15 protein-coding genes are annotated in these 20426 nt (G+C 71.8%); 8 read left to right on the top strand and 7 right to left on the bottom strand.

What is annotated here, in order from left to right; all coding sequences use genetic code 11:
• Positions 1 to 129 precede the first annotated feature (129 nt).
• Complete coding sequence (locus WFH32_RS08145; RefSeq protein ID WP_191796112.1) at positions 130 to 1917, top strand: AMP-binding protein; 1788 nt, start codon at positions 130 to 132, stop codon at positions 1915 to 1917.
• Between the two features lie 6 nt (positions 1918 to 1923).
• On the opposite strand, the gene WFH32_RS08140 is transcribed toward WFH32_RS08145, so the two are convergent.
• From WFH32_RS08140 to WFH32_RS08115, 6 genes are all read right to left on the bottom strand, one after another.
• Positions 1924 to 2322, bottom strand: a complete 399-nt coding sequence (locus tag WFH32_RS08140) for an arsenate-mycothiol transferase ArsC (RefSeq protein ID WP_191796113.1) — start codon at positions 2320 to 2322, stop codon at positions 1924 to 1926.
• Positions 2323 to 2422: 100 nt separating this feature from the next.
• Complete coding sequence (locus WFH32_RS08135) at positions 2423 to 3196, bottom strand: GNAT family N-acetyltransferase (protein WP_191796114.1); 774 nt, start codon at positions 3194 to 3196, stop codon at positions 2423 to 2425.
• 187 nt (positions 3197 to 3383) lie between these two features.
• The gene (locus tag WFH32_RS08130) at positions 3384 to 3968 is read right to left on the bottom strand and encodes a dienelactone hydrolase family protein (protein WP_191796115.1); all 585 of its coding nucleotides are present in this window, start codon (positions 3966 to 3968) and stop codon (positions 3384 to 3386) included.
• A 120-nt stretch (positions 3969 to 4088) separates the two neighbouring features.
• The gene (zapE, locus tag WFH32_RS08125) at positions 4089 to 5186 is read right to left on the bottom strand and encodes a cell division protein ZapE (protein WP_336706865.1); all 1098 of its coding nucleotides are present in this window, start codon (positions 5184 to 5186) and stop codon (positions 4089 to 4091) included.
• 179 nt (positions 5187 to 5365) lie between these two features.
• Positions 5366 to 5746, bottom strand: coding sequence for an SHOCT domain-containing protein (locus WFH32_RS08120; RefSeq protein WP_138822082.1), 381 nt, complete (start codon positions 5744 to 5746; stop codon positions 5366 to 5368).
• A 129-nt stretch (positions 5747 to 5875) separates the two neighbouring features.
• Positions 5876 to 6907, bottom strand: a complete 1032-nt coding sequence (locus WFH32_RS08115) for a LacI family DNA-binding transcriptional regulator (protein WP_225228027.1) — start codon at positions 6905 to 6907, stop codon at positions 5876 to 5878.
• A 235-nt stretch (positions 6908 to 7142) separates the two neighbouring features.
• On the opposite strand from WFH32_RS08115, the gene WFH32_RS08110 reads away from it, so the two are divergent.
• The 7 genes from WFH32_RS08110 to WFH32_RS08080 all read left to right on the top strand — a co-directional run bounded on the left by WFH32_RS08110 (position 7143) and on the right by WFH32_RS08080 (position 19824).
• Positions 7143 to 8081 carry a carbohydrate ABC transporter permease gene (locus tag WFH32_RS08110; RefSeq protein ID WP_191796116.1) on the top strand — a complete coding sequence of 313 codons (939 nt, stop codon included), beginning with the start codon at positions 7143 to 7145 and terminating at the stop codon, positions 8079 to 8081.
• A gap of 3 nt (positions 8082 to 8084) precedes the next feature.
• Positions 8085 to 9011, top strand: coding sequence for a carbohydrate ABC transporter permease (locus WFH32_RS08105; RefSeq protein WP_191796117.1), 927 nt, complete (start codon positions 8085 to 8087; stop codon positions 9009 to 9011).
• Between the two features lie 87 nt (positions 9012 to 9098).
• On the top strand, positions 9099 to 10439 hold the full coding sequence (locus tag WFH32_RS08100) for an ABC transporter substrate-binding protein (RefSeq protein WP_191796118.1): 1341 nt from the start codon (positions 9099 to 9101) through the stop codon (positions 10437 to 10439).
• A 90-nt stretch (positions 10440 to 10529) separates the two neighbouring features.
• Positions 10530 to 12584 (top strand): beta-galactosidase, encoded by a 2055-nt coding sequence (locus tag WFH32_RS08095; protein ID WP_191796119.1) that lies wholly within the window; start codon positions 10530 to 10532, stop codon positions 12582 to 12584.
• A 180-nt stretch (positions 12585 to 12764) separates the two neighbouring features.
• On the top strand, positions 12765 to 16277 hold the full coding sequence (locus WFH32_RS08090) for an Ig-like domain-containing protein (RefSeq protein ID WP_336706859.1): 3513 nt from the start codon (positions 12765 to 12767) through the stop codon (positions 16275 to 16277).
• A 301-nt stretch (positions 16278 to 16578) separates the two neighbouring features.
• Positions 16579 to 18744, top strand: coding sequence for a SpoIIE family protein phosphatase (locus WFH32_RS08085; protein ID WP_191796121.1), 2166 nt, complete (start codon positions 16579 to 16581; stop codon positions 18742 to 18744).
• A 66-nt stretch (positions 18745 to 18810) separates the two neighbouring features.
• Positions 18811 to 19824, top strand: a complete 1014-nt coding sequence (locus tag WFH32_RS08080; RefSeq protein WP_336706857.1) for a sigma-70 family RNA polymerase sigma factor — start codon at positions 18811 to 18813, stop codon at positions 19822 to 19824.
• Between the two features lie 83 nt (positions 19825 to 19907).
• Here the strand turns inward: WFH32_RS08080 and WFH32_RS08075 are convergent, their stop codons facing one another.
• Entirely contained in the window at positions 19908 to 20390 is a 483-nt protein-coding gene (locus tag WFH32_RS08075; RefSeq protein WP_336706856.1) for a DUF1269 domain-containing protein, read from the bottom strand.
• Between the last annotated feature and the right edge of the window lie 36 nt (positions 20391 to 20426).

Genomic DNA, 20426 nt, shown 5'->3' with positions numbered 1-20426 from the left:
CGCAGCCGACGGCACGAAGGTTCCACCCGGGCGGGTACCAGTTTTCCTCCCGGGTTCTCACAGGCACCACCGAGGTTCCTCGCACGTGCCGCACACATAACCTACGCATCCGTAGGTTACGGTGTAGTAGTGAACACCTTGGCAAAGCAGCCCTGGCTGAGTCGGTACTCCCCAGGGGTTCCCGCAACCGTCGACGTCCCCGACGAGCCCGTGACCGCGGCGCTCGCCCGAGCCGCCGCCCGCTGGCCCGACCGGGTCGCGGTCGACTTCTTCGGTGCCACCGTCACGTACGCACACCTGGTCGAGAAGGTGGACCGCGCCGCGAGCGCCCTGTCGTCGCTCGGCGTGCGCCGCGGCGACCGTGTCGCACTCGTGATGCCCAACAGCTCCTCCCACCTCGTCGCGTTCTACGCCGCGCTCCGTCTCGGCGCGACGGTCGTCGAGCACAACCCCACGTACTCGTCCGACGAGCTGGCCCACCAGCTCGCGGACTCGGGGGCGACCGTCGCGCTCGTCTGGCAGAAGGCCGTCCCCACGGTCCTCGCCGCGAAGCCCGGCACCGAGCTGCGTACGGTCGTCTCGGTCGACATCGCCCGCGACCTGCCGCTCGTCAAGCGCGTCGCGCTGCACCTGCCCGTCAAGGCGGCGCGCACCCAGAAGGCCGCGCTGCGCGGCCCGGCGTCCGCCGGCGTCCCCGACTGGCACCGGCTCGTCGCGAGCGCAGGACCGCTCGACCCGTCCACGCCCCAGCCCGTGGCCGACGACGTCGCCCTCCTCCAGTACACGGGCGGCACGACGGGCACGCCCAAGGGCGCGGTCCTGACGCACCGCAACCTCGTCGCCAACACCGTGCAGGGTCAGGCGTGGGCGTCGTTCCGCGAGGGCGAGGAGACCGTCTACGGGGTCCTGCCGTTCTTCCACGCTTTCGGCCTCATGTTCTGCCTGACCCTCCCCGCGCGCATCGGCGCGACGCTCGTCGCGTTCCCCAAGTTCGACGCCGAGTCGTTCCTGGCCGCGCAGAAGCGTCGCCCTGCGACCTTCCTCCCGGGCGTCGCCCCCATGTTCGACCGCATCGCGGCCGCGGCGGCCAAGGCCCGCACGGCGGGCAGGCCCGTGGACCTGCACTCGATCCGGCTCGCCTTCGCGGGGGCGATGCCCATCAGCCCGACGACGGCGCGCACCTGGGAGGAGGCGACCGGCGGCCTGCTCATCGAGGGCTACGGCATGACCGAGACCTCCCCCGTCGCGCTCGGCAACCCCGTCTCGGTCGACCGCCGTCCCGGCACGCTGGGCCTGCCGTTCCCGAGCACCGACATCCGGGTCGTCGACCAGGACGACCCGACGAGGGACGTCGCCCCGGACGAGGACGGCACGGTCCGCGGCGAGCTGCTCATCCACGGGCCGCAGGTCTTCCAGGGCTATTGGAACCGCCCCGAGGAGACGGCTCACCAGCTCCTCGACGGCGGGTGGCTGCGCACGGGCGACGTCGTGACCGTGGACGCAGACGGTGTGGTCACGCTCGTCGACCGCATCAAGGAGATGATCATCACCGGCGGGTTCAAGATCTACCCGTCGCAGGTCGAGGACCACCTGCGCCTCATGCCGGGGATCCGGGACGTCGCCGTCGTGGGCCTGCCCGGCGAGGGCTCGGACGAGCGCGTGGCCGCGGCCGTCGTGCTCGACGAGGACCAGGGCACCGCGAGCGGTCTCCCGATCGACCTCGCGGCCGTGCGCGAGTGGGGCGAGCAGAAGCTCGCGCGCTACGCGCTGCCCAAGCACCTGTTCGTCGTACCCGACCTGCCGCGCTCGCAGATCGGCAAGGTGCTGCGCCGCGTCGTGCGGGAGAACGTGCTGGGCAAGCCGACCGACGGCGACGGTCCGGGGCACCCGACGGGCGGCGCGACACCGACCACCTGACGGTCCTCAGGGAGCCAGCAGGACGCGGACGTGCGCCGCGATGTCGTCGCGCACGAGCCGCATGCGCTCCATGCCCTCGATCCCGCGCAGCGAGGGCTCGTCGGTGTCCCAGACCACGACGGGCGTCCCGTCGTCGGTGGTCACCTGCGCCTCGCGGCCGAGGACGACCACGACGTCCGCGGCCGCGACCAGCTCCGGGGTCAGGGGCTTGGGGTGCTCGCCCGACAGGTCGACGCCGACCTCCTCGAGCGACGCGACCGAGAGCGCGTTGAGGCTCGACCCGGGCGAGGTCCCGGCCGAGTCGACCTGGACGTCGGGCGCGATCTTCCGGGCCAGCCCGGCGGCCATCTGCGACTTGCCGCCGTTCTTGACGCACACGAACAGGACGGATCGGGGGGTGCTCATCAGGGGCCTCCTGGTCGTCGGCCGACCGGTCGTCGGCCGACGTCCGGCCGTGCTGGTCGCGGGTCCCAGGCTACCGGTGGAGCACCGAAGGACCCGAGGGTCAGAGGGTCGAGCCGGGCGAGACGACCTCCCACGTCCCGAGCTGCGTGAACCCGGCGCGGGCGGCGAGGGCGCGGGACGCGGCGTTGTCGACCTGGCAGCGGTACTGCGGCTCGTAGCCCTGCGACAGCGCGTAGCGGCTGATCGCCCGGACGACCCGACGGGCGTGACCCTTCCCCCGTGCGTCGGGGAGCGTCAGGACACCCGTGTCCGCCAGGCGGGAGTCCCCCCAGGGGTACATGCTCGCGGCGGCCACGAGCCGCTCGCCCTCGAACGCACCGAGCACGGCCCAGTGGTCCAGCTCGACGTACGCGTCGTCGAGGTCCTGCTCGGGGGCGCTCGCCTCGAACACGGAGAAGGCCGCGGCGTCCTGGGCGCTCAGCCGCCGCACGGTGGGCACGTCGTCCTCGGCGAGCAGGGCGGCCGTGGTGTGCTCCGTGAGGTGGAAGACGCAGTCGGCCTCGTGGAGCGCGACGCCAGCCTCCTGCAGCGCCCGACGCACCGACGCCTCGGTGACGGCCCGCGGCCCGGCCAGCTCCAGGAGACCCGCGACCTGCGGGGTCACCGCGACGAGGACGGCTCCGGGCCCGTCGGTGGGGGCGGCCGGGTCGGCAGGGCCGCCCGAGGCGACCGCGCCACGGGTCGTCAGCACCGTGACGCGACGGTCCTCGGGCAGACCCGGGTTGCTCACGACCGTGAGCGACGCGTCCCGGTGCAGGACATCACCGCCCACGAGCGGCGCGCGCCAGAAGTCGGTGATCGTCTGGGAGAACATGGGCGGGCTCCTCGGAGGTCGCGGGCAGCGACCTGCTGCGCGTTCCGCACGGTACAGGTGCCCCGGAGCGCGCTCACTCCCTTTTCACCGGCCCCCCGAGCACCCTTCGTCCCACGGCGGGCGAGCCGGTCGATCTGCGAGCCGCGCAACGAGACCAGGGCGTGCTCGGTCCCGGAGAGGCCCGCCCTCAGCCCCCGATCCCGTCCAGGAACCGGATGACCCGCTCGGTGAGCAGGCGCGCCGCGTGCTCGTCGTACGAGGGCAGGCTCGCGTCGGCGAACAGGTGCGCGTCCCCGGGGTAGAGGAACAGCTCGGCCTCACCGGGGGCGGCCTCGACCAGGGCCCGGGCGGCGTCGAGGTCGCCCTCGTCGACGAAGATCGGGTCCGCGTCCATGCCGTGGATCTGCACGGGGACCCCGAGCGGCCAGCCGTCGCCGAACTCCGACGTCGGGATGCACGAGTAGAAGAGCAGCGCGCCCCGCGCACCCTCGCGGGTCTGCGCGAGCATCTGCGCGGGCACCACCCCGAGCGAGAACCCCGCGAAGACCAGCTCCTCGGGCAGCCCGTCCGCGACCGTGGCGCCGCGGGACAGGATCGTGTCGAACCCGATCTGCTCGACGTACCCCATGCCGCTCTCGATGTCGGGGAACGTCCTGCCCTCGTACAGGTCCGGCAGGTGCACGACGTGCCCGGCCTCGCGCAAGGTCTCCGCGAACGCGCGGACCCCGGGCGTCAGCCCGAGCGAGTGGTGGAAGAGCAGTACCTCGGCCATGGGGGCTCCTTCGCGTCACGGGCGCCGGGGGGCGGCGCCGCCCTCCCGATCATCGCGCAGACCACCCGCGCGCGCCGGGCGCGGGGGCACCGCGGGGCCCCCGCGCCGGGCGGCGCTGCCTCAGCGCACGACCGGCACCGGCCCCAGCCGTCGCAGCAGCGCGAGGCGGCTCGCCGTGCGCTCGACGTCGAGCGCGACGCCCTCCTCGCCGTGCCGGCGCAGCGTCTCGTCAGGGTCCTGGTGGGCCAGGACGTGCAGCGGCACGTCGCGGTCGCACAGGACGTCGACGAGGTTCGCGAACCGCTGCCCCGTGTCGGGGGCCCGCGCGCCCAGGGCCGGGACGCCGTCGAGCACCACGGACCCGAAGCGGTCGGCGAGGTGCAGGACGTCCGCGACCGCGGTGCGCCCCGCGCACCAGTGCTCGAACCCGAGCCACACCACGGCGTCCCGGACGGCGAGGACCGGGTGCTCGCGCGACCCGATGCGCACGGTCGTCGCCTCGGCGGGCTCGGGGCGTGCGAGGCCGGCGGCCGCGAGCCGCGCGTCCGTCGCGGGCCACACGAACGCACCGCCACGGAACCCGCACACGTCCTCGCTGGGCGAGCGCCGGTGGTCGCGGTCGCCGCCGATCTCGACGAGGTCGAGGCGCGCGGTCAGCAGGTCGATCGTCGGGACGAACAGGTGGTGGTAGGCCGGGCTCGGCATGAGGCCCGACGGCGGGTAGTTCGACGTCAGGACCACGTGCACCCCACGCTCGTCGAGGGCCCGGACGGCACGGGCCACGAGCATCGCGTCGCCCGCGTCGTGCACGTGGAACTCGTCGAAGCACACGAGCCGGGCCTCGCCGAGGATCGCGTCGAGCGCCGCGTCGATCGACCCGCGGTGGAAACGCTCGCCGTGCAGGCGGCGCAGGAAGTCGTGGAAGTGGACACGAACCGTCGTGTTGGTGGGGCCCACGAGCGGGGCGACCGCAGCGAGGAACACGTCCATGAGCCAGGTCTTGCCGCGCCCCACGGGGCCCCAGAGGTACAGGCCGCTCAGGTCGGGCGCCGGGCCGGCGAGCCGTCCCGCCAGGACGTCGAGGGCCAGGGCCGCGGGCTCCTGGCCGGGATCGACCGAGAATCCGCGCCGGGCGGCGTCCAGCCCGACGGCGTCGCGCACCACGGTCGGCGGGTCCGCCGGGGCGTCGATCAGGCCCCTCGGGCGTGCCTCGTCCACGCGTCCGAGGGTACGCGACGCCCGAGCCGCGAGGGCCGAGCCCGCTCGACCTCAGCAGGGGCCCAGGTGTGTGCCCGGGCCCCTGCTGACGACCGATCCGTGCGCGCCGCCCGCCGGCTCACGGGGTGAGCCGACGGGAGCGGCGAGCTCCGCCGTCGGGCCGTGGAGAAGGACCAGGCTCAGGCGAGCGCCTTGGCCTTGAGCGACGCGAACTCGTCGGGCGTGATGGTGCCCGCGTCGAGGAGAGCCTTGGCCGAGGCGATCTGGTCGGTCGCGGACTGCCCGCCCGTCGCGACCTCCCGGATGTAGGAGTCGGCCTGCGCCTTGGCCGCGCTGGCCGCCGCGAGGTGCCGCTCCGTCATGCCCCTGCCGCGGGCGATGATGTAGATCAGCGCCGTGAGGAACGGGATGAAGACCAGACCCACGATCCACAGCGCCTTCCACCAACCGCTGAGCGTGTGGTCGCGGAACAGGTCGGTCAGGATCTGGAAGAGCACCATCAGGTACGCGATGAAGACGAACCACCAGATCAGAAGCCAGAAGAAGTCCCAGAATTCCATGGTGAAGCCCCGTTCGACGATCTCCGGCGCTCGCGAGCGCGAGGCGCTGAGGTCAGGTTAGTGACGGGCGTCACGATGCGCGCGGCGAAACGGGCGGGTTCCGGGGGAAGCGCCCCTGATGCGCGATCCTCACACGCGCGGCGGGGCGGTGCTGCTGCGGACCGTCAAGGTCGTGGGGACGAGCGTCGTGCCGGGCTCGGGGGCGCCGTCGTCGGAGCGGACCTGCCGCAGGACCCCGTCGACGCACCGGCGCCCGACCTGCGTGAAGTCCTGGTGGACCGTGGTCAGGGGCGGGCTGTAGGAGCCCGCGTCGGGCACGTCGTCGAACCCGACGACACTCACGTCCCCCGGCACGTCGCGGCCCCTCTCGCGCAGCGCCCGCAGGATGCCGAGCGCCATCTGGTCGTTCGCGGCGAAGACGGCCGTGCACCCCGGCTCGTCCGCGAGCAGGAGCCCGGCCCGGTAGCCGGACTCGGCGCTCCAGTCGCCCCGGATGAGCGGGGGCGTGTCCCGTCCGGCGTCCGCGAGCGCCCCCTGCCAGGCGTCCACGCGTCGCTGCGACGCGAACGAGTCCTCGGGGCCGGCGACGTGCCACACGGTGCGGTGCCCCAGGCCCAGGAGGTGGTCGACGGCGCTGCGCGCCCCGGCCGCCTGGTCGGTGTCGACCACGACGTACTCGGAGCCCGCGTCGGAGTCGACGACCACGACCGGGATGCCCGGCGGGAGGGCGATGTGCGAGCGGCCCAGGAGGTGCACCTCCATGACGATGATGACGGCGTCGACCGCCAGCTCCCCGAGCCGCGAGAACGCCCCCTCGACACCGCCGGGGGTGGGGACCGCGACCGGGATGAGGGTGATCGCGTACCCCTCCTCGGCAGCCGCGACCGAGATCGCGTCGAGCGTGCGCATGTTGCCGGTCGTCGAGAGGGTGAACATGATGACGCCGATGGTCCGGAACTCGCCCCACTTGAGGGCGCGGGCGGCGCCGTTGGGCCGGTAGCCGAGCTGCTTCATGGCGTCGAGGACCTGCTGACGTGTCTCCTCCACGACGCCCGCGTGACCGTTCGAGACGCGCGAGACGGTCTGCGCGGAGACTCCCGCGAGCTTCGCGACGTCGGCCATCGAGGCGCGGCGTACCCGCTTCGGGGTGTTCGTCGTCATCGGGCTGCTTCCTCCAGAGATCCGCACCCTCCGGCCCGACGCTCGCCCGAAGCTTCTCCGCCTGCGGACTTGACGCGCCCGCCGAACGGGTGTGACGATCAGGCTAGTCGATGTTTACGCAAACATCCATCGAGGTTCGTTCGGATGTTTGCGTAAACCTCCTCGGAACAGAGTTGATCCGCACCAGGACGTCGAACAACAACGTTCGACCCGCCGAGACCAGCAAGGACTCGTCATGACAGTGATGTCACCACCGACGGCCACACCCACCGGTGCGCCCGCCGGCGCCCGACCACCCCGCCCCCGCCGCACCGGGCGGTCGTGGAAGGGCTGGGGCTTCATCGGCCCCTTCATGCTCGTCTTCGCGCTGGTGTTCCTCGCGCCGATCGCCTACTCGATCTACCTGAGCCTGTTCCGCAAGCAGATGATCGGCGGGAACTCGTTCGTCGGGCTCGAGAACTACCAGCAGGCGTTCTCCGACCCGCAGTTCTGGTCGGCCGTGGGACGCGTCGCCCTGTTCCTCGTCGTCCAGGTCCCGATCATGCTCGTCATCGCACTGATCGTGGCCCTCGCGGTCGACTCCGGACGGCTCTACGGGAGCAACTTCTTCCGTATCTCGATCTTCCTGCCCTACGCCGTGCCCGCCGTCGTCGCGACGCTCATGTGGGGGTTCATGTACGGCACGCGGTTCGGGCTGGTCGGCAACATCAACGACGCGTTCGGCATCGACCTGCCCAACCCGCTGTCGCCCGACCTCGTCCTCGCGTCGATCGGCAACATCGTCACGTGGGAGTTCGTGGGCTACAACATGCTCATCTTCTACGCCGCGCTGCGCGTCATCCCTCGCGACCTGTACGAGGCCGCCGAGCTCGACGGCGCGAGCCAGCTCCGCGTCATCACCGCGATCAAGATCCCCGCGATCCGCGGCTCGCTCGTCGTCGCGACGATCTTCTCGATCATCGGCAGCTTCCAGCTCTTCAACGAGCCGAGCATCCTCAAGAGCCTCGCGCCCAACGCGATCACGACCTACTTCACCCCGAACCTCTACGCCTACAACCTGTCGTTCTCCGGGCAGCAGTTCAACTACTCCGCGACCGTCGCGATCATCATGGGCGTCCTCACCATGATCGTGGCGTACGTCGTCCAGCTGCGTGGCATGAAGAAGGAGAGCTGAACGATGTCCGCCTCCCCCGTGACCCTTCGCCCCGCGAGCCGTCGCTCGCCCTCCGCGCTCCGGCCCGACCGGCGCGGCAGCGTCGAGAAGCCGCGCCGCAACGTCCTGCTGACCGTCCTCGTCGGGATCGTGCTGGTCTACAGCCTCGTCCCGCTCGTCTGGCTCGTCATCAACGCGACCAAGACCCAGTCGAGCCTCCTGAGCTCGTTCGGCCTCTGGTTCAGCGGCGACTTCAGCCTGTTCAGCAACATCGCCGACACCCTCACCTACGACGACGGCATCTTCGTCCGCTGGCTCGGGAACACCCTGCTGTACGTGGTGCTCGGCGCGGGCGGGGCGACCTTCCTCGCCGTGCTCGGCGGCTACGCGCTCGCCAAGTTCGACTTCCCCGGCAAGCGCGCGATCTTCGCCGTCGTGATCGGCGCCGTGGCCGTCCCGGGCACCGCCCTCGCGGTCCCGACGTTCCTGCTGTTCAGCCAGATGGGGCTGACCAACACCCCGTGGTCGGTCATCATCCCCTCGCTCATCTCGCCCTTCGGGCTCTACCTGATGTGGACCTTCGCGGCCGACGCGATCCCCACCGAGATGCTCGAGGCCGCCCGCATGGACGGAGCCGGGGAGTACCGGACGTTCTTCAGCGTCTCCCTGCCCCTGCTCGGCCCCGGCATCGTCACCGTGCTGCTCTTCACCATGGTCGCGACCTGGAACAACTACTTCCTGCCCCTGATCATGCTCAAGGACCCGAGCTGGTACCCCCTGACGCTCGGCCTGAACGCCTGGAACGCGCAGGCCGCCACCGCAGGTGGTGAGGCGATCTTCCACCTGGTCATCACTGGCGCGCTCCTGACGATCCTGCCGCTCATCGTGGCCTTCCTCTTCCTCCAGCGCTTCTGGCAGACCGGCCTGGCCGCCGGCAGCGTCAAGGCCTGACGAGCCCGGCACGAACACCCCGCACCACCCGGACCCGGGTCCCCGGGACGGCCCCTTCGTCTCACGACGACGTGAAAGGAACACCTCATGAAGACCCCCTCCGGGCGCGCGGCGCTGCGCGCCACCGCCCTCACCGCGACCCTGGCGCTCGCCCTCACCGCCTGCAGCTCGGGCGACTCGGGCGGCGGCTCGACCGACGCCTCGCCCGACGCGGTCAAGGCAGCCCTCGAGGAGGGCGGCAAGATCACGGTGTGGGCCTGGGAGCCCACGCTCGAGGCGGTCGTCGACGGCTTCGAGGACAAGTACCCCAACGTCGACGTCGAGCTCGTCAACGCGGGGACGGGCAACGACCAGTACACCGCCCTCCAGAACGCCGTCTCGGCCGGCTCGGGCGTGCCCGACGTCGCCCAGATCGAGTACTACGCCCTGCCGCAGTTCGCCCTGTCGGAGGCCGTGGCCGACCTGAGCGCGTACGGCGCCTCCGACCTCGACGGGACGTTCACGCCCGGCCCGTGGTCCGCCGTGCACTCCGGCGACGGGATCTACGGCCTCCCCATGGACTCGGGCCCCATGGCCCTGTTCTACAACAAGGAGATCTTCGACAAGCACGGCGTCGCGGTCCCCACGACGTGGGACGAGTACCTCGCTGCAGCCCGCACCCTGCACGCCGCGGACCCGAACCTCTACATCGCCAACGACACGGGTGACGCCGGCTTCACGACCAGCCTGATCTGGCAGGCCGGCGGCCAGCCGTACCAGGTCGACGGCTCGGACGTCACGATCGACTTCACGGACGAGGGCTCGACGGCGTTCGCCACCACGTGGGACCAGCTGGTCTCCGAGGACCTCGTCGCGCCCATCAGCTCGTGGAGCGACGAGTGGTACCAGGGCCTCGGCAACGGGACCATCGCGACCCTCGCGATCGGCGCCTGGATGCCCGCCAACCTCGAGTCGGGCGTGCCCGACGGCGCGGGCAAGTGGGCGGTCGCCCCCCTGCCGCAGTGGAAGGCCGGCGAGGACGCGAGCTCCGAGAACGGTGGCAGCTCGCTCGCCGTCCCGGCCGCGAGCAAGCAGCAGGCTCTCGCCTACGCGTTCCTCGACTACGCGAACGTCGGTGAGGGCGTGCAGACGCGCGTCGACGGCGGCGCGTTCCCCGCGACGTCGGCCGAGCTGGCCTCGGACGAGTTCCTCGGCACCGAGTTCCCGTACTTCGGCGGCCAGAAGGTCAACGAGGTCTTCGCGGAGTCCGCGGAGAACGTGCGCGAGGGCTGGTCGTACCTGCCGTTCCAGGTCTACGCGAACAGCATCTTCAACGACACGGTCGGCAAGGCGTACGTCTCGGACGAGACCATCGCGGGCGGCCTCGCGGCCTGGCAGGACGCGTCGGTCAAGTACGGCAACGAGCAGGGCTTCTCGGTCAACAAGTAGTCCCGCACGGGTGCCGGCCGACCATCCGGCCGGCACCCGCCCCCGGGGCGGCGCTGCCCGCCCCCACGCACCAGAACGAAGGAAGTCACCATGTCATCGACCCCCACGCCGCACCGTTGGTTGCGGTGGCCCGAGGACCGCGCGACGCCGCGCCTCGGCTTCGGAGCGGACTACAACCCGGAGCAGTGGCCCCGCGAGGTGTGGGCCGAGGACGTGCGGCTCATGCGGGCCGCAGGGGTCAACATCGTCTCGGTCGCGATCTTCTCGTGGGCCCGGCTCCAGCCGACGGCCGACTCCTGGGACTTCGCCTGGCTCGACGAGATCATGGACCTGCTGCACGCGAACGGCATCGCGGTGGACCTCGCGACCGCGACCGCCTCCCCTCCCCCGTGGCTCACGACCGCCCACCCCGAGATCCTGCCCGTGACCGCGACGGGCGAGACCCTGTGGCCGGGCGCACGCCAGCACTGGCGCCCCACCTCCCCCGTGTTCCGCGAGCACGCGCTGCGGCTCGTGCGCACCATGGCCGAGCGCTACGGCGACCACCCGGCACTGGCCGCGTGGCACGTGTCGAACGAGCTGGGCTGCCACAACGTCTACGACTACAGCGACGACGCGGCCGACGCCTTCCGCCGGTGGCTGCGCGACCGCTACAGCACGCTCGACGAGCTGAACCACGCGTGGGGCACGGCGTTCTGGTCGCAGCGATACAGCGCGTGGGACCAGGTCCTGCCGCCGCGCCTCGCGGCCTCGCACCCCAACCCCACGCAGCAGCTCGACTTCAAGCGCTTCTCGTCCGACGCGCTCAGGTCGTACCTGCGCGCCGAGCGCGACGTCCTGCGCGACCTGACCCCGGACGTCCCCGTGACCACGAACTTCATGGTCATGGGCGAGACCAAGGGCATGGACTACGTCGGCTGGGCCGACGAGATCGACTTCGTGTCCAACGACCACTACGTCCTGCCGGGTGTCCAGGCGCACGACGAGCTGTCGTTCTCCGCGAACCTGACGGGCCACATCGCGGGCGGTCTGCCCTGGTTCCTCATGGAGCACTCGACGAGCGCCGTGAACTGGCAGCCGATCAACGTCGCCAAGAAGCCGGGCGAGCTGGTCCGGGACTCCCTGACCCACGTCGCGCACGGCGCCGACGCGGTCTGCTTCTTCCAGTGGCGCCAGTCCCGCGCGGGCGCCGAGAAGTACCACTCGGGCATGGTCCCGCACGCCGGTGAGGACAGCCAGGTGCACCGCACGGTGCGCGAGCTCGGGGCGACGCTGGGCGCGCTCGCGGAGATCGCGGGCTCGGAGCAGGTCCCCGCGCGTGCCGCGATCCTGTTCGACTGGGAGTCCTGGTGGACGAGCGAGCTCGACTCGCACCCCAACAACTCCCTGCGGTACCGCCAGGAGGCCCTCGACTGGTACTCGGCGTTCCTCGCCGCGGGAGTGCGCGCCGACGTCGTCCCGGCCCGTGCGGACCTCTCCGGGTACGACGTCGTCGTCGCCCCCGTGCTGCACGTCGTCCCCGGCGCGCTCGCCGAGCGGCTCCAGGCGTTCGTCGAGGGTGGCGGTCACCTGGTCACGACGTACTTCTCGGGGATCGTCGACGAGCACGACCACATCCACCTGGGCGGCTACCCCGGCGCGTTCACGGACCTCCTGGGCATCCGGGTCGAGGAGTTCGCGCCGCTGCTCGAGGGCGAGACGGTCCTGCTCGACGACGGCAACGAGGGTTCGCTGTGGTCGGAGCCGATCACGGTCACCGACCCGTCGGTCGAGGTCCTCGCCTGGTACAAGACCGGCGAGCACGGTGGGCACCCCGCCATCACGCGCCGGCCCGTCGGGTCGGGCTCGGCGACCTACGTCTCGACGCGCCTCGGCACGGGCCTCGAACCGCTCGTGCGCTCGCTCCTCGACGACGCGCACGTCCCGGGCGACCTGCCCGCCACGGTCCGCGGCAAGGTCGAGCTCGCGGTCCGCGGGACCGACGAGCACGAGTTCTGGTTCCTCATCAACCGCACGGCCGAGCAGGTGGACGTCGACGGCGTCACGGGGGACGTTCTCGTCGGCCGACGCTCGGGCGGAGCACCGGACGCGACGGTCGTCCTGCCGCCCCGCGGCGTCGCGGTCCTGCGCCGGCCGAAGGGCTGACGACAGGTACCCCGTCCGGTCCGGGACCGCCCACCCGACGAGAACCGCACCCCGCACCACAGAACCAGCACCACCGTCACTCCCGCGTCCACGGACCGGCACCTGCCCGCGCGGCACGTGCCGGCCCGTGGCGTGCACGTCGCCAGATCCGCAGAGTAGCGAGAGAGAGGCAGTTCAAGGATGAACGCAGGAGCATCGAGAAGATGGGTCGCCGCACTGAGCGTCGCCGCCGTGACCCTGAGCTGTGGTGCGCTGAGCGCCGTGGCTCAGGCCGCGCCGTCGGGCGGTGCGCTCGCCGCGAGCGCGGCCACTGCCACTGCCGGTGGACCCGACGTGACCGTGCGGCCCGACCCGAGCTACGCCGGCAAGGCGTTCGAGGGCTGGGGGACGAGCCTGGTCTGGTTCGCGAACGCCACGGGCGACTACCCCGACGAGGTGCGCGACAGGCTCGCGGACATGGTGTTCGGCGACGAGGGCCTCAACCTCAACATCGCGCGCTACAACGTGGGCGGCGGGCACGCGCCCGACGTCACGGACTACCTGCGCGCGGGCGGCGCGGTCGAAGGCTGGTGGAACGCGCCCGAGGGCACCACCCGGACCGACGTCGACTGGTGGGACCCCGAGGACCCGGCCGACTGGAACGAGGACGCCGACGCGACCCAGCGCTGGTGGGTCGACCGCATCAAGGACGACGTCGACACGTGGGAGACGTTCAGCAACTCCCCGCCCTACTTCATGACGCCCAACGGCTACGTCTCGGGCAGCTTCAACGCGACCGACGACCAGCTCAAGACCGAGAGCATCGACGACTTCGCGGCGTACATGGTCGGCGTGACGGAGCGGCTCGAGAAGGCGCACGGGATCGAGGTCGGCACGATCGACCCGTTCAACGAGCCCAACACCAACTACTGGCGGACCACGCTCGACTCCTCGGGCAAGCCGACGGGCGGGCGCCAGGAGGGCGCCCACATGGGTCCGGCGCTCCAGCAGAAGGTCATCAGGGCGCTCGACGCCGCGCTCGAGGGGGCCGACACCTCGGCCGGGATCGCCGCCATGGACGAGACGAACCCCGGGACGTTCACGAACAACTGGAACACGTACCCGGCTGACGTCAAGGCCAAGGTCGACCAGCTCAACGTCCACACCTACGGCACGGGCCAGCGCACCGCGGTGCGCGACATCGCCAAGGGCGAGGGCAAGCGCCTGTGGATGAGCGAGGTCGGCGGGTCCTGGAGCAGCACCGGGCAGGACTTCGAGAGCATGGAGTCAGGACTCGGCAGCGCGCAGCACATCGCCGACGACCTGCGCGAGCTCGAGCCTTCGGCGTGGGTGTTCTGGCAGCCCGTCGAGGACTACACCAACATGGCACCGGGCGGCGAGAGCGCCGAGGGCATGAACTGGGGCGAGATCCAGATCCCCTTCGACTGCACCGCCGACGACACGCTCGAGTCGTGCCCCATCTACACCAACACCAAATACCTGACGACGCAGAACTTCACGCACTTCATCGCGCCCGGTGACCGCCTGGTCGGCGTCGACGACACGAACAGCACAGCCGCCGTGACGGCCTCGGGCGACGCCGCGACCGTGGTCCACGTCAACAGCACGACGTCGGAGCGCGCCGTCACGCTCGACCTGTCGGGCTTCGGCAGCATCGAGGCGGGCGCGACCGTGACACCGTTCGTCACGAGCACCGCAGGCGCTCTCGTCGAGGGTTCCCCGGTCGCTGTCGAGTCGGGAGCCGCCACGCTCACGGTCCCGGCCGAGTCCGTCACGACCTTCGTGGTCGACGGCGTCTCGGGGGTCGCGGACGATGCCGCCCTGGTCCAGGAGGGGCACGTGTACCGCCTCCAGGGCGTCCAGTCCGGCAAGTCCCTCGCCCCCGCGGCGAGCGGCCCGGGCGTCGTGATCCGCACGGACGACGCGGCCGCCCCGACCCAGGTGTGGGACCTCACGCCGCTCGGCGCCCCCGAGGGATCCGGGACGCACACGACCCGCTACGCGGTCGCGTCCGCGGCGAACGGAAAGCAGCTCGGCGTGGTCGCCGACGGGACGGCCGTCCTGGTCGAGCCGACGGAGCAGCCCGCCACGACCGCACAGTGGATCCTGTCCACGACCGGTGACCGGACGTACACGCTCGTCAACGCCGAGAGCGGGCGCGTGCTCGAGGTCGGCGGCCAGTCCTCGACCGACGGCGCCCCGGTCTCCACCTACACCGCCAACTCGGGCCAGAACCAGCGCTGGCGCCTGACCGACGAGACCGTGCTCGGCACTACCCCTGTCGAGGCGTTCACCGTGCCAGGGACCGTCCCGACCCTGCCGACCACCGTGGTGCCCGTCTACCGCGACGGTGCCCGCGGCACGCTGCCCGTGACGTGGGACCTCCCGGCCGGGTCGGCCTGGGCCACAGCCGGCACCGTGGAGGTCCAGGGGACGGTCTCGACCCCCGGGGGGACCGTGGCCGCCACGGCCGAGGTCGTCGTCGACACCCTGACCACGACGCTGCCTGCACGTGCCAAGGCCTACGCGGGCGGAACGCCCGTCCTGCCCGCTACGGTCACCGCGGCCACCGCGGGCGGCCGGCAGGTCGAGCGCCCCGTGACCTGGGAGACCGCCCCTGCGGGTGCGTTCGCCGAGGTCGGCGTCGTCGAGCTCGGCGGGACCGCCGACGCGGGGCTGGGTGAGGTCCTGCCCGCGACGGTCCGCGTCCAGGTCACGGCGGCCGTCGACGACGGGGCGACGTCCGCTCCGGGGACGACCGCCTCGGCGACCTTCACCGAGCCGGGCTACTCGGCCACCGGGATCGTCAACGGCATCACGACCGACAAGGCGTGGTCCAACTGGAAGTCCTCGGGGAAGAACACCACCGACACCCTCACGGTCACGCTGCCCGCGGACCGCGACGTCACGCACGTCGTCACGACCTTCTACCGTGACGGCTCGACCGCGAGCTGGTCTCAGAGCCTGCGGGTCCAGGCCCTGGTCGACGGCACCTGGAAGGCCGTGAGCGCATCGGTCGCGGTCACCGACGACGCGAGCCGCGCCCCCGTGGTCGACGTCCCCGTGGACGTGCGCACCTCGTCCGTGCGGGTCGTCATGACCGCGCGCCCCGACACCCACATGGTCGTGAGCGAGGTGCAGGTGCTCGCCAAGGCCCCGGGCACGTCCGCCGACGCGACGCTGTCGGGCCTGACGGTCGACGGCGAGGCCGTCGCCGGGTTCGACCCCGCGACGACCTCCTACCAGGTACCGGCCGAGGCCGGCGTGACGCCCGTCGTGACCGGGGTGGCGACCGACCCCTATGCGACGGTCGCCGTGACGCAGCCGGGTACGGTCCCGGGGACCGCCTCGGTCGACGTGACCGCCGAGGACGGGACCGTGTCGACGACGACGATCGAGTTCGTGACCGAGGCCGACCTGGGGGTCGAGTCGACCGTGCGCACGCAGTGCACGGGGCGCACCGCGACCCTCGTCGTGCGGGCCGTCAACACTGGCGGCACCGTGCTGGACGTCGCGGTCACGACACCGCTGGGCACGAAGACCTTCCGGGACGTCGCGCCCGGGAAGTCGGCGAGCCAGACGTTCTCGGCCCGCGCCCAGACCCTGGCCGCCGGCACCGTCACCGTCACCGCTACCCGCGAGGGCGGCGCGACCTCCACCCAGCAGATCGCCTACCAGCCCGCCACCTGCTGACCCGTCCGCCCACCGTCACCCACAGCAGACGGCGCGCCCTCCTGCCGGGGAGGGCGCGCCGTCGTCGGACCTGCCGCCCGCCGACGGTGACGCCCCCACCTGCCGAGGGCGACCGCCCCGACCGCGGACGGTGACATACCTGCGTGCCGACGGTGACGCGGTGGTCGCCCTCGGCAGGCCGTCGCGTCGTCCCTCGCGGCGGTCCTTGCCGTCACCCTCGGCGGGCCTTCCGTACTCACGAGGAGTGATTCACCCCACGCTTCCCGATGACGGACGCGAGCCCGCAGGCCATACTGATGCGGTGACCGAGGCCCAGGCGATCTTCGAGCTGGTCGAGGCAGGTCTCGGGACCCCGACCGCCGACGAGTCCTTCGACCGCTTCGCCCGCCTGGCCATGCGCCAGCTCGGCGTCCCGACCGCGGCGGTGTCCCTCGTCCTGTCCGACGAGCAGGTCTATCCCGGGGCCCACGGCATGCCCGAGGACATCCAGCTGAGCCGTCGCATGCCGCTCACCCACTCGTTCTGCCAGCACGTGACGAACGACCGCGAGCCGCTCGTCGTACCGGACACCCGCAAGGACGCCCGGGTCTGGGACAACCCGTCCATCCCGGAGTTCGGGGTCCTCGCGTACGCCGGGTTCCCGATCTTCGACCAGCGTGGCCGCGTCGTCGGGACGCTGTGCGCGATGGACGACGAGCCCCACGACTGGACCGACACCGACCTCGCGACCCTCGCCGACCTGACGGCGGCGTGCACGTCCGAGCTCCAGCTGCGCATCGCGCACGAGCGGGCCACGAGGATGCAGAACCTCGCCATCCAGGCGACCCGGCGCAACCGCCTGCTGCTCATGCTCAGCGAGGCCTTCGCCGACGCGACCTCGGTCCAGGACGTGGGCGAGACCCTCGCCTACGTGGCGTCCTCGGCGATCGGGGCGCGGTACGCCGGGCTCGCGGTCGTCGACCCGTCGCGCAAGAGCCTCACGTACACGAGCATGGACCACCTGGAGCCCGCGCTCTCGCCGTCGTACCGGTACGCGCGGGTCGACGACCCGGACCGTGTCCTGTCGTTCGTCGCCCGCACCCAGGAGGCCCTGTTCTTCCGGGACGAGACCGAGATCCTCTCGGCGTTCCCGAACATCTCCGAGTCGCTCGACGAGAGCGTCGGCGCCCGCGCGCTGCTGCCCGTGCTCTCCGGCACGAACCTGCTCGCCGTCATCTTCCTCGGGTGGGAGCAGGGCAAGACCGCCGACGACGAGTCCCTGTCCCGCGCGGGCCTCGCGGGGTTCGTCGCGCACGCCCTCGAACGCGTCAAGCTGCTCGAGGAGCGACGCGACGCGGCCACGACGCTGCAGGCCGCGATGCTCACGGCCCTGCCCGACATCCCGCACCTCGAGCTGGCCTCGACGTACTCGCCCGCGACCCTCACGGACCAGGTCGGCGGCGACTGGTACGACGCGGTCGTGTACGACGAGGACGCGTCGGTCCTCATGATCGGCGACGTGACGGGTCACGACATGCGGGCCGCGGCCGAGATGGGGCAGCTCCGGTCGATGCTCCGCACGTTCGCCTGGAGCCACGACGAGTCGCCCTCGGCACTGCTCCGCCTCCTCGACCGCGCGAACACCGGTCTCTCGCTCCATGCGAGCGGGACCGCGGTCGTCGTCCGGCTCGACCGGCGCGGCGACTTCTACGACCTGTCGTGGTCGAACGCGGGCCACCCGCCACCCCTGATCCTGCGGTCCGACGGGAAGGTCGAGCTCCTCGACACCCGGCCCGACATGATGCTCGGGTTCGTCCCCAACGCCGCGCGCAGCGACCACGTGACCCACCTCGGCCCGGGGGACACCCTCCTGCTCTACACGGACGGGCTCATCGAACGACGCGGGGTCCCCCAGAGCGCGCGCCTGTCCGGGCTCGCCCAGGCCCTCGCGACGCTGCGGCACGGCTCGACGCTCGCGCTCCCGAACGCCCTGGTCCAGCGCCTGGTCGGCAGCGACCAGCGCGACGACATCGCCGTCCTCGCGGTCCGTGTCCGGGCCGCTGTCGACTCCCACCCGACGCCCGCGTGCCCCACCCGGATGACCCGCGACGTCGAGCACACGACCGCGGCGATCTCGCCGGCCCGACGCTGGGTCGACGACATCCTGGAGAGCTGCGGGATCAACCGCGACCAGCGGCGGACCATCATGCTGCTCGCGAGCGAGACCCTGACCAACGCGGTCCAGCACGCGCAGGGACCACTCGAGGCGGTCGTCGAGGTGTGGCCCGCGACCGTCCGGATCGGTGTCCGGGACGCCTCCCCCGACGAGCCGACGCTCCACGACCCCGAGCCGCACGAGACCGGGGGGCGGGGCATCCAGTTCCTCGACCGGTTCGCGGACCGGTGGTTCGTCGAGCAGAAGACGTCGGACGGTCCGGGCAAGACCGTGTGGTTCGAGCTCGCCCGGGAAGAGGCCCTCTCCCGCTGACGGTGTGGGCGGCGCGCGCTACGGTGTGAAGTGGCGCACATCGCCGCGCGCCCACGAGAGGACACCATGACCGAACGCACAGCGACCGTCGCGGACGAGGACCTCGGGGAGCTGCTCGACCAGTACCGGTCACAGCTCACGGGCTACTGCTACCGCCTGCTCGGCTCCTCCTTCGAGGCCGACGACGCGGTCCAGGACACCATGGTGCGCGCCTGGCGCTCCTACGACCGCTTCGAAGGGCGCTCCGCGCTGCGCTCCTGGCTCTACCGCATCGCGACGAACGTCTGCTTCGACCACATCGCCCAGCGCAAGCGCCGCGAGCGCCCCATGGGTCTCGGGGCAGCGCAGACGGCCGAGGAGAGGAACCTCGGCGAGCAGCTCTCGGAGGAGACGTGGGTCGAGCCCGTGCCCGACGACCGCGTGCTGCCACGGGACGGCGACCCGGCCGACGTCGCGATCGGGCGCGAGTCCATCCGCCTCGCGTTCGTCGCGGCCCTGCAGTACCTGCCGCCCAAGCAGCGCGCCGTCCTCATCCTGCGCGAGGTCCTGCGCTGGCAGGCCAGCGAGGTCGCCGAGCTCCTGGAGACGTCGGTGCCGTCGGTCAACAGCGCGCTCCAGCGGGCGCGGGCCACCTTGTCGGCCCAGGCGCACTACGGGTCGGCTCCCGGGGCGGACGGCGCCAACCTGCCGACCGCGCCCGTGGACGAGGACAAGAACGAGCTCCTGGAGAAGTACCTCGACGCGTTCGAGCGCTACGACATGCCCGCGCTGGTCGCGCTGCTCCACGACGAGGCCACGCTCTCGATGCCGCCGTACGCGTTGTGGATGCGGGGCCCGGTCCAGATCGAGCGGTGGATGGTCGGGCCGGGCGCGGAGTGCCGGGGCTCGCGCATGGTGCCGGTACGGGCCAACGGGACGTTCGGCTTCGGCCAGTACCGGATCTCGCCCACCGGCGGGTACGACGCCTGGGCGCTCCAGGTGATCGACACCGCGGACGGCAAGGTGACCGGCATCAACGCGTTCCTCGACGTCGAGGCCTGGTACCCGCTCTTCGGGCTGCCGCTCCACCTCGACGCGTAGGACGCAGGTGAGGGTGGAGCCGGGAGTCCGGCCCCACCCTCGCCTACTGCGGATCTGCGGGTCTGCGGGTCTGCTGGTCGCGATCAGTCGAAGGTCTCGAGGAGCACGCGGCGCTCCTCCTGGGTGAGGTTCGTGGCGATGAGGTCGCCGTGCAGACCGTGGAACCGCTCGCCCACGCGGTCCAGGTTGCCGTCCTCGGTCACGGCGAACAGCGCCGAGGTGCCCTCGGTGACCTGAGCCCTGATGCGGTCGAGCTGGCCCTTGTTCAGTCCCACGGCCTCCATGGACTTGTGGATCGCGCCCAGGGCTGCGCCGGCGGCGACACCGATCACGGGCACGAAGAAGAGAGCGCCGAACAGCAGCCCCCAGAACGCGCCCCAGCCGGTCCCACGCCACTCGTCCTCGTGCGTGTGGTGCGTCGTGGGCTTCTTCGCCCCCTCGGGCCAGGTCACGATCGCGCGGTCGACGATCTTGATCAGGCCTTCGGACGCAGCGTCCTTCAGGACGTCGGACGCGGTCTCGGCGCCTCCGGGTGTGTCGAACGACCAGACGGTGAAGGTAGCCATCGTTGTCCTCTCGAGTGGATCAGGTGGTGCGGGGTG

Source organism: Oerskovia sp. USHLN155 (assembly GCF_037145535.1).
Classification (GTDB): Bacteria; Actinomycetota; Actinomycetes; order Actinomycetales; family Cellulomonadaceae; genus Oerskovia; species Oerskovia rustica.
Note: the sequence above shows the minus strand (reverse complement) of the source record. Positions and strands in the feature narration are given on the sequence as shown.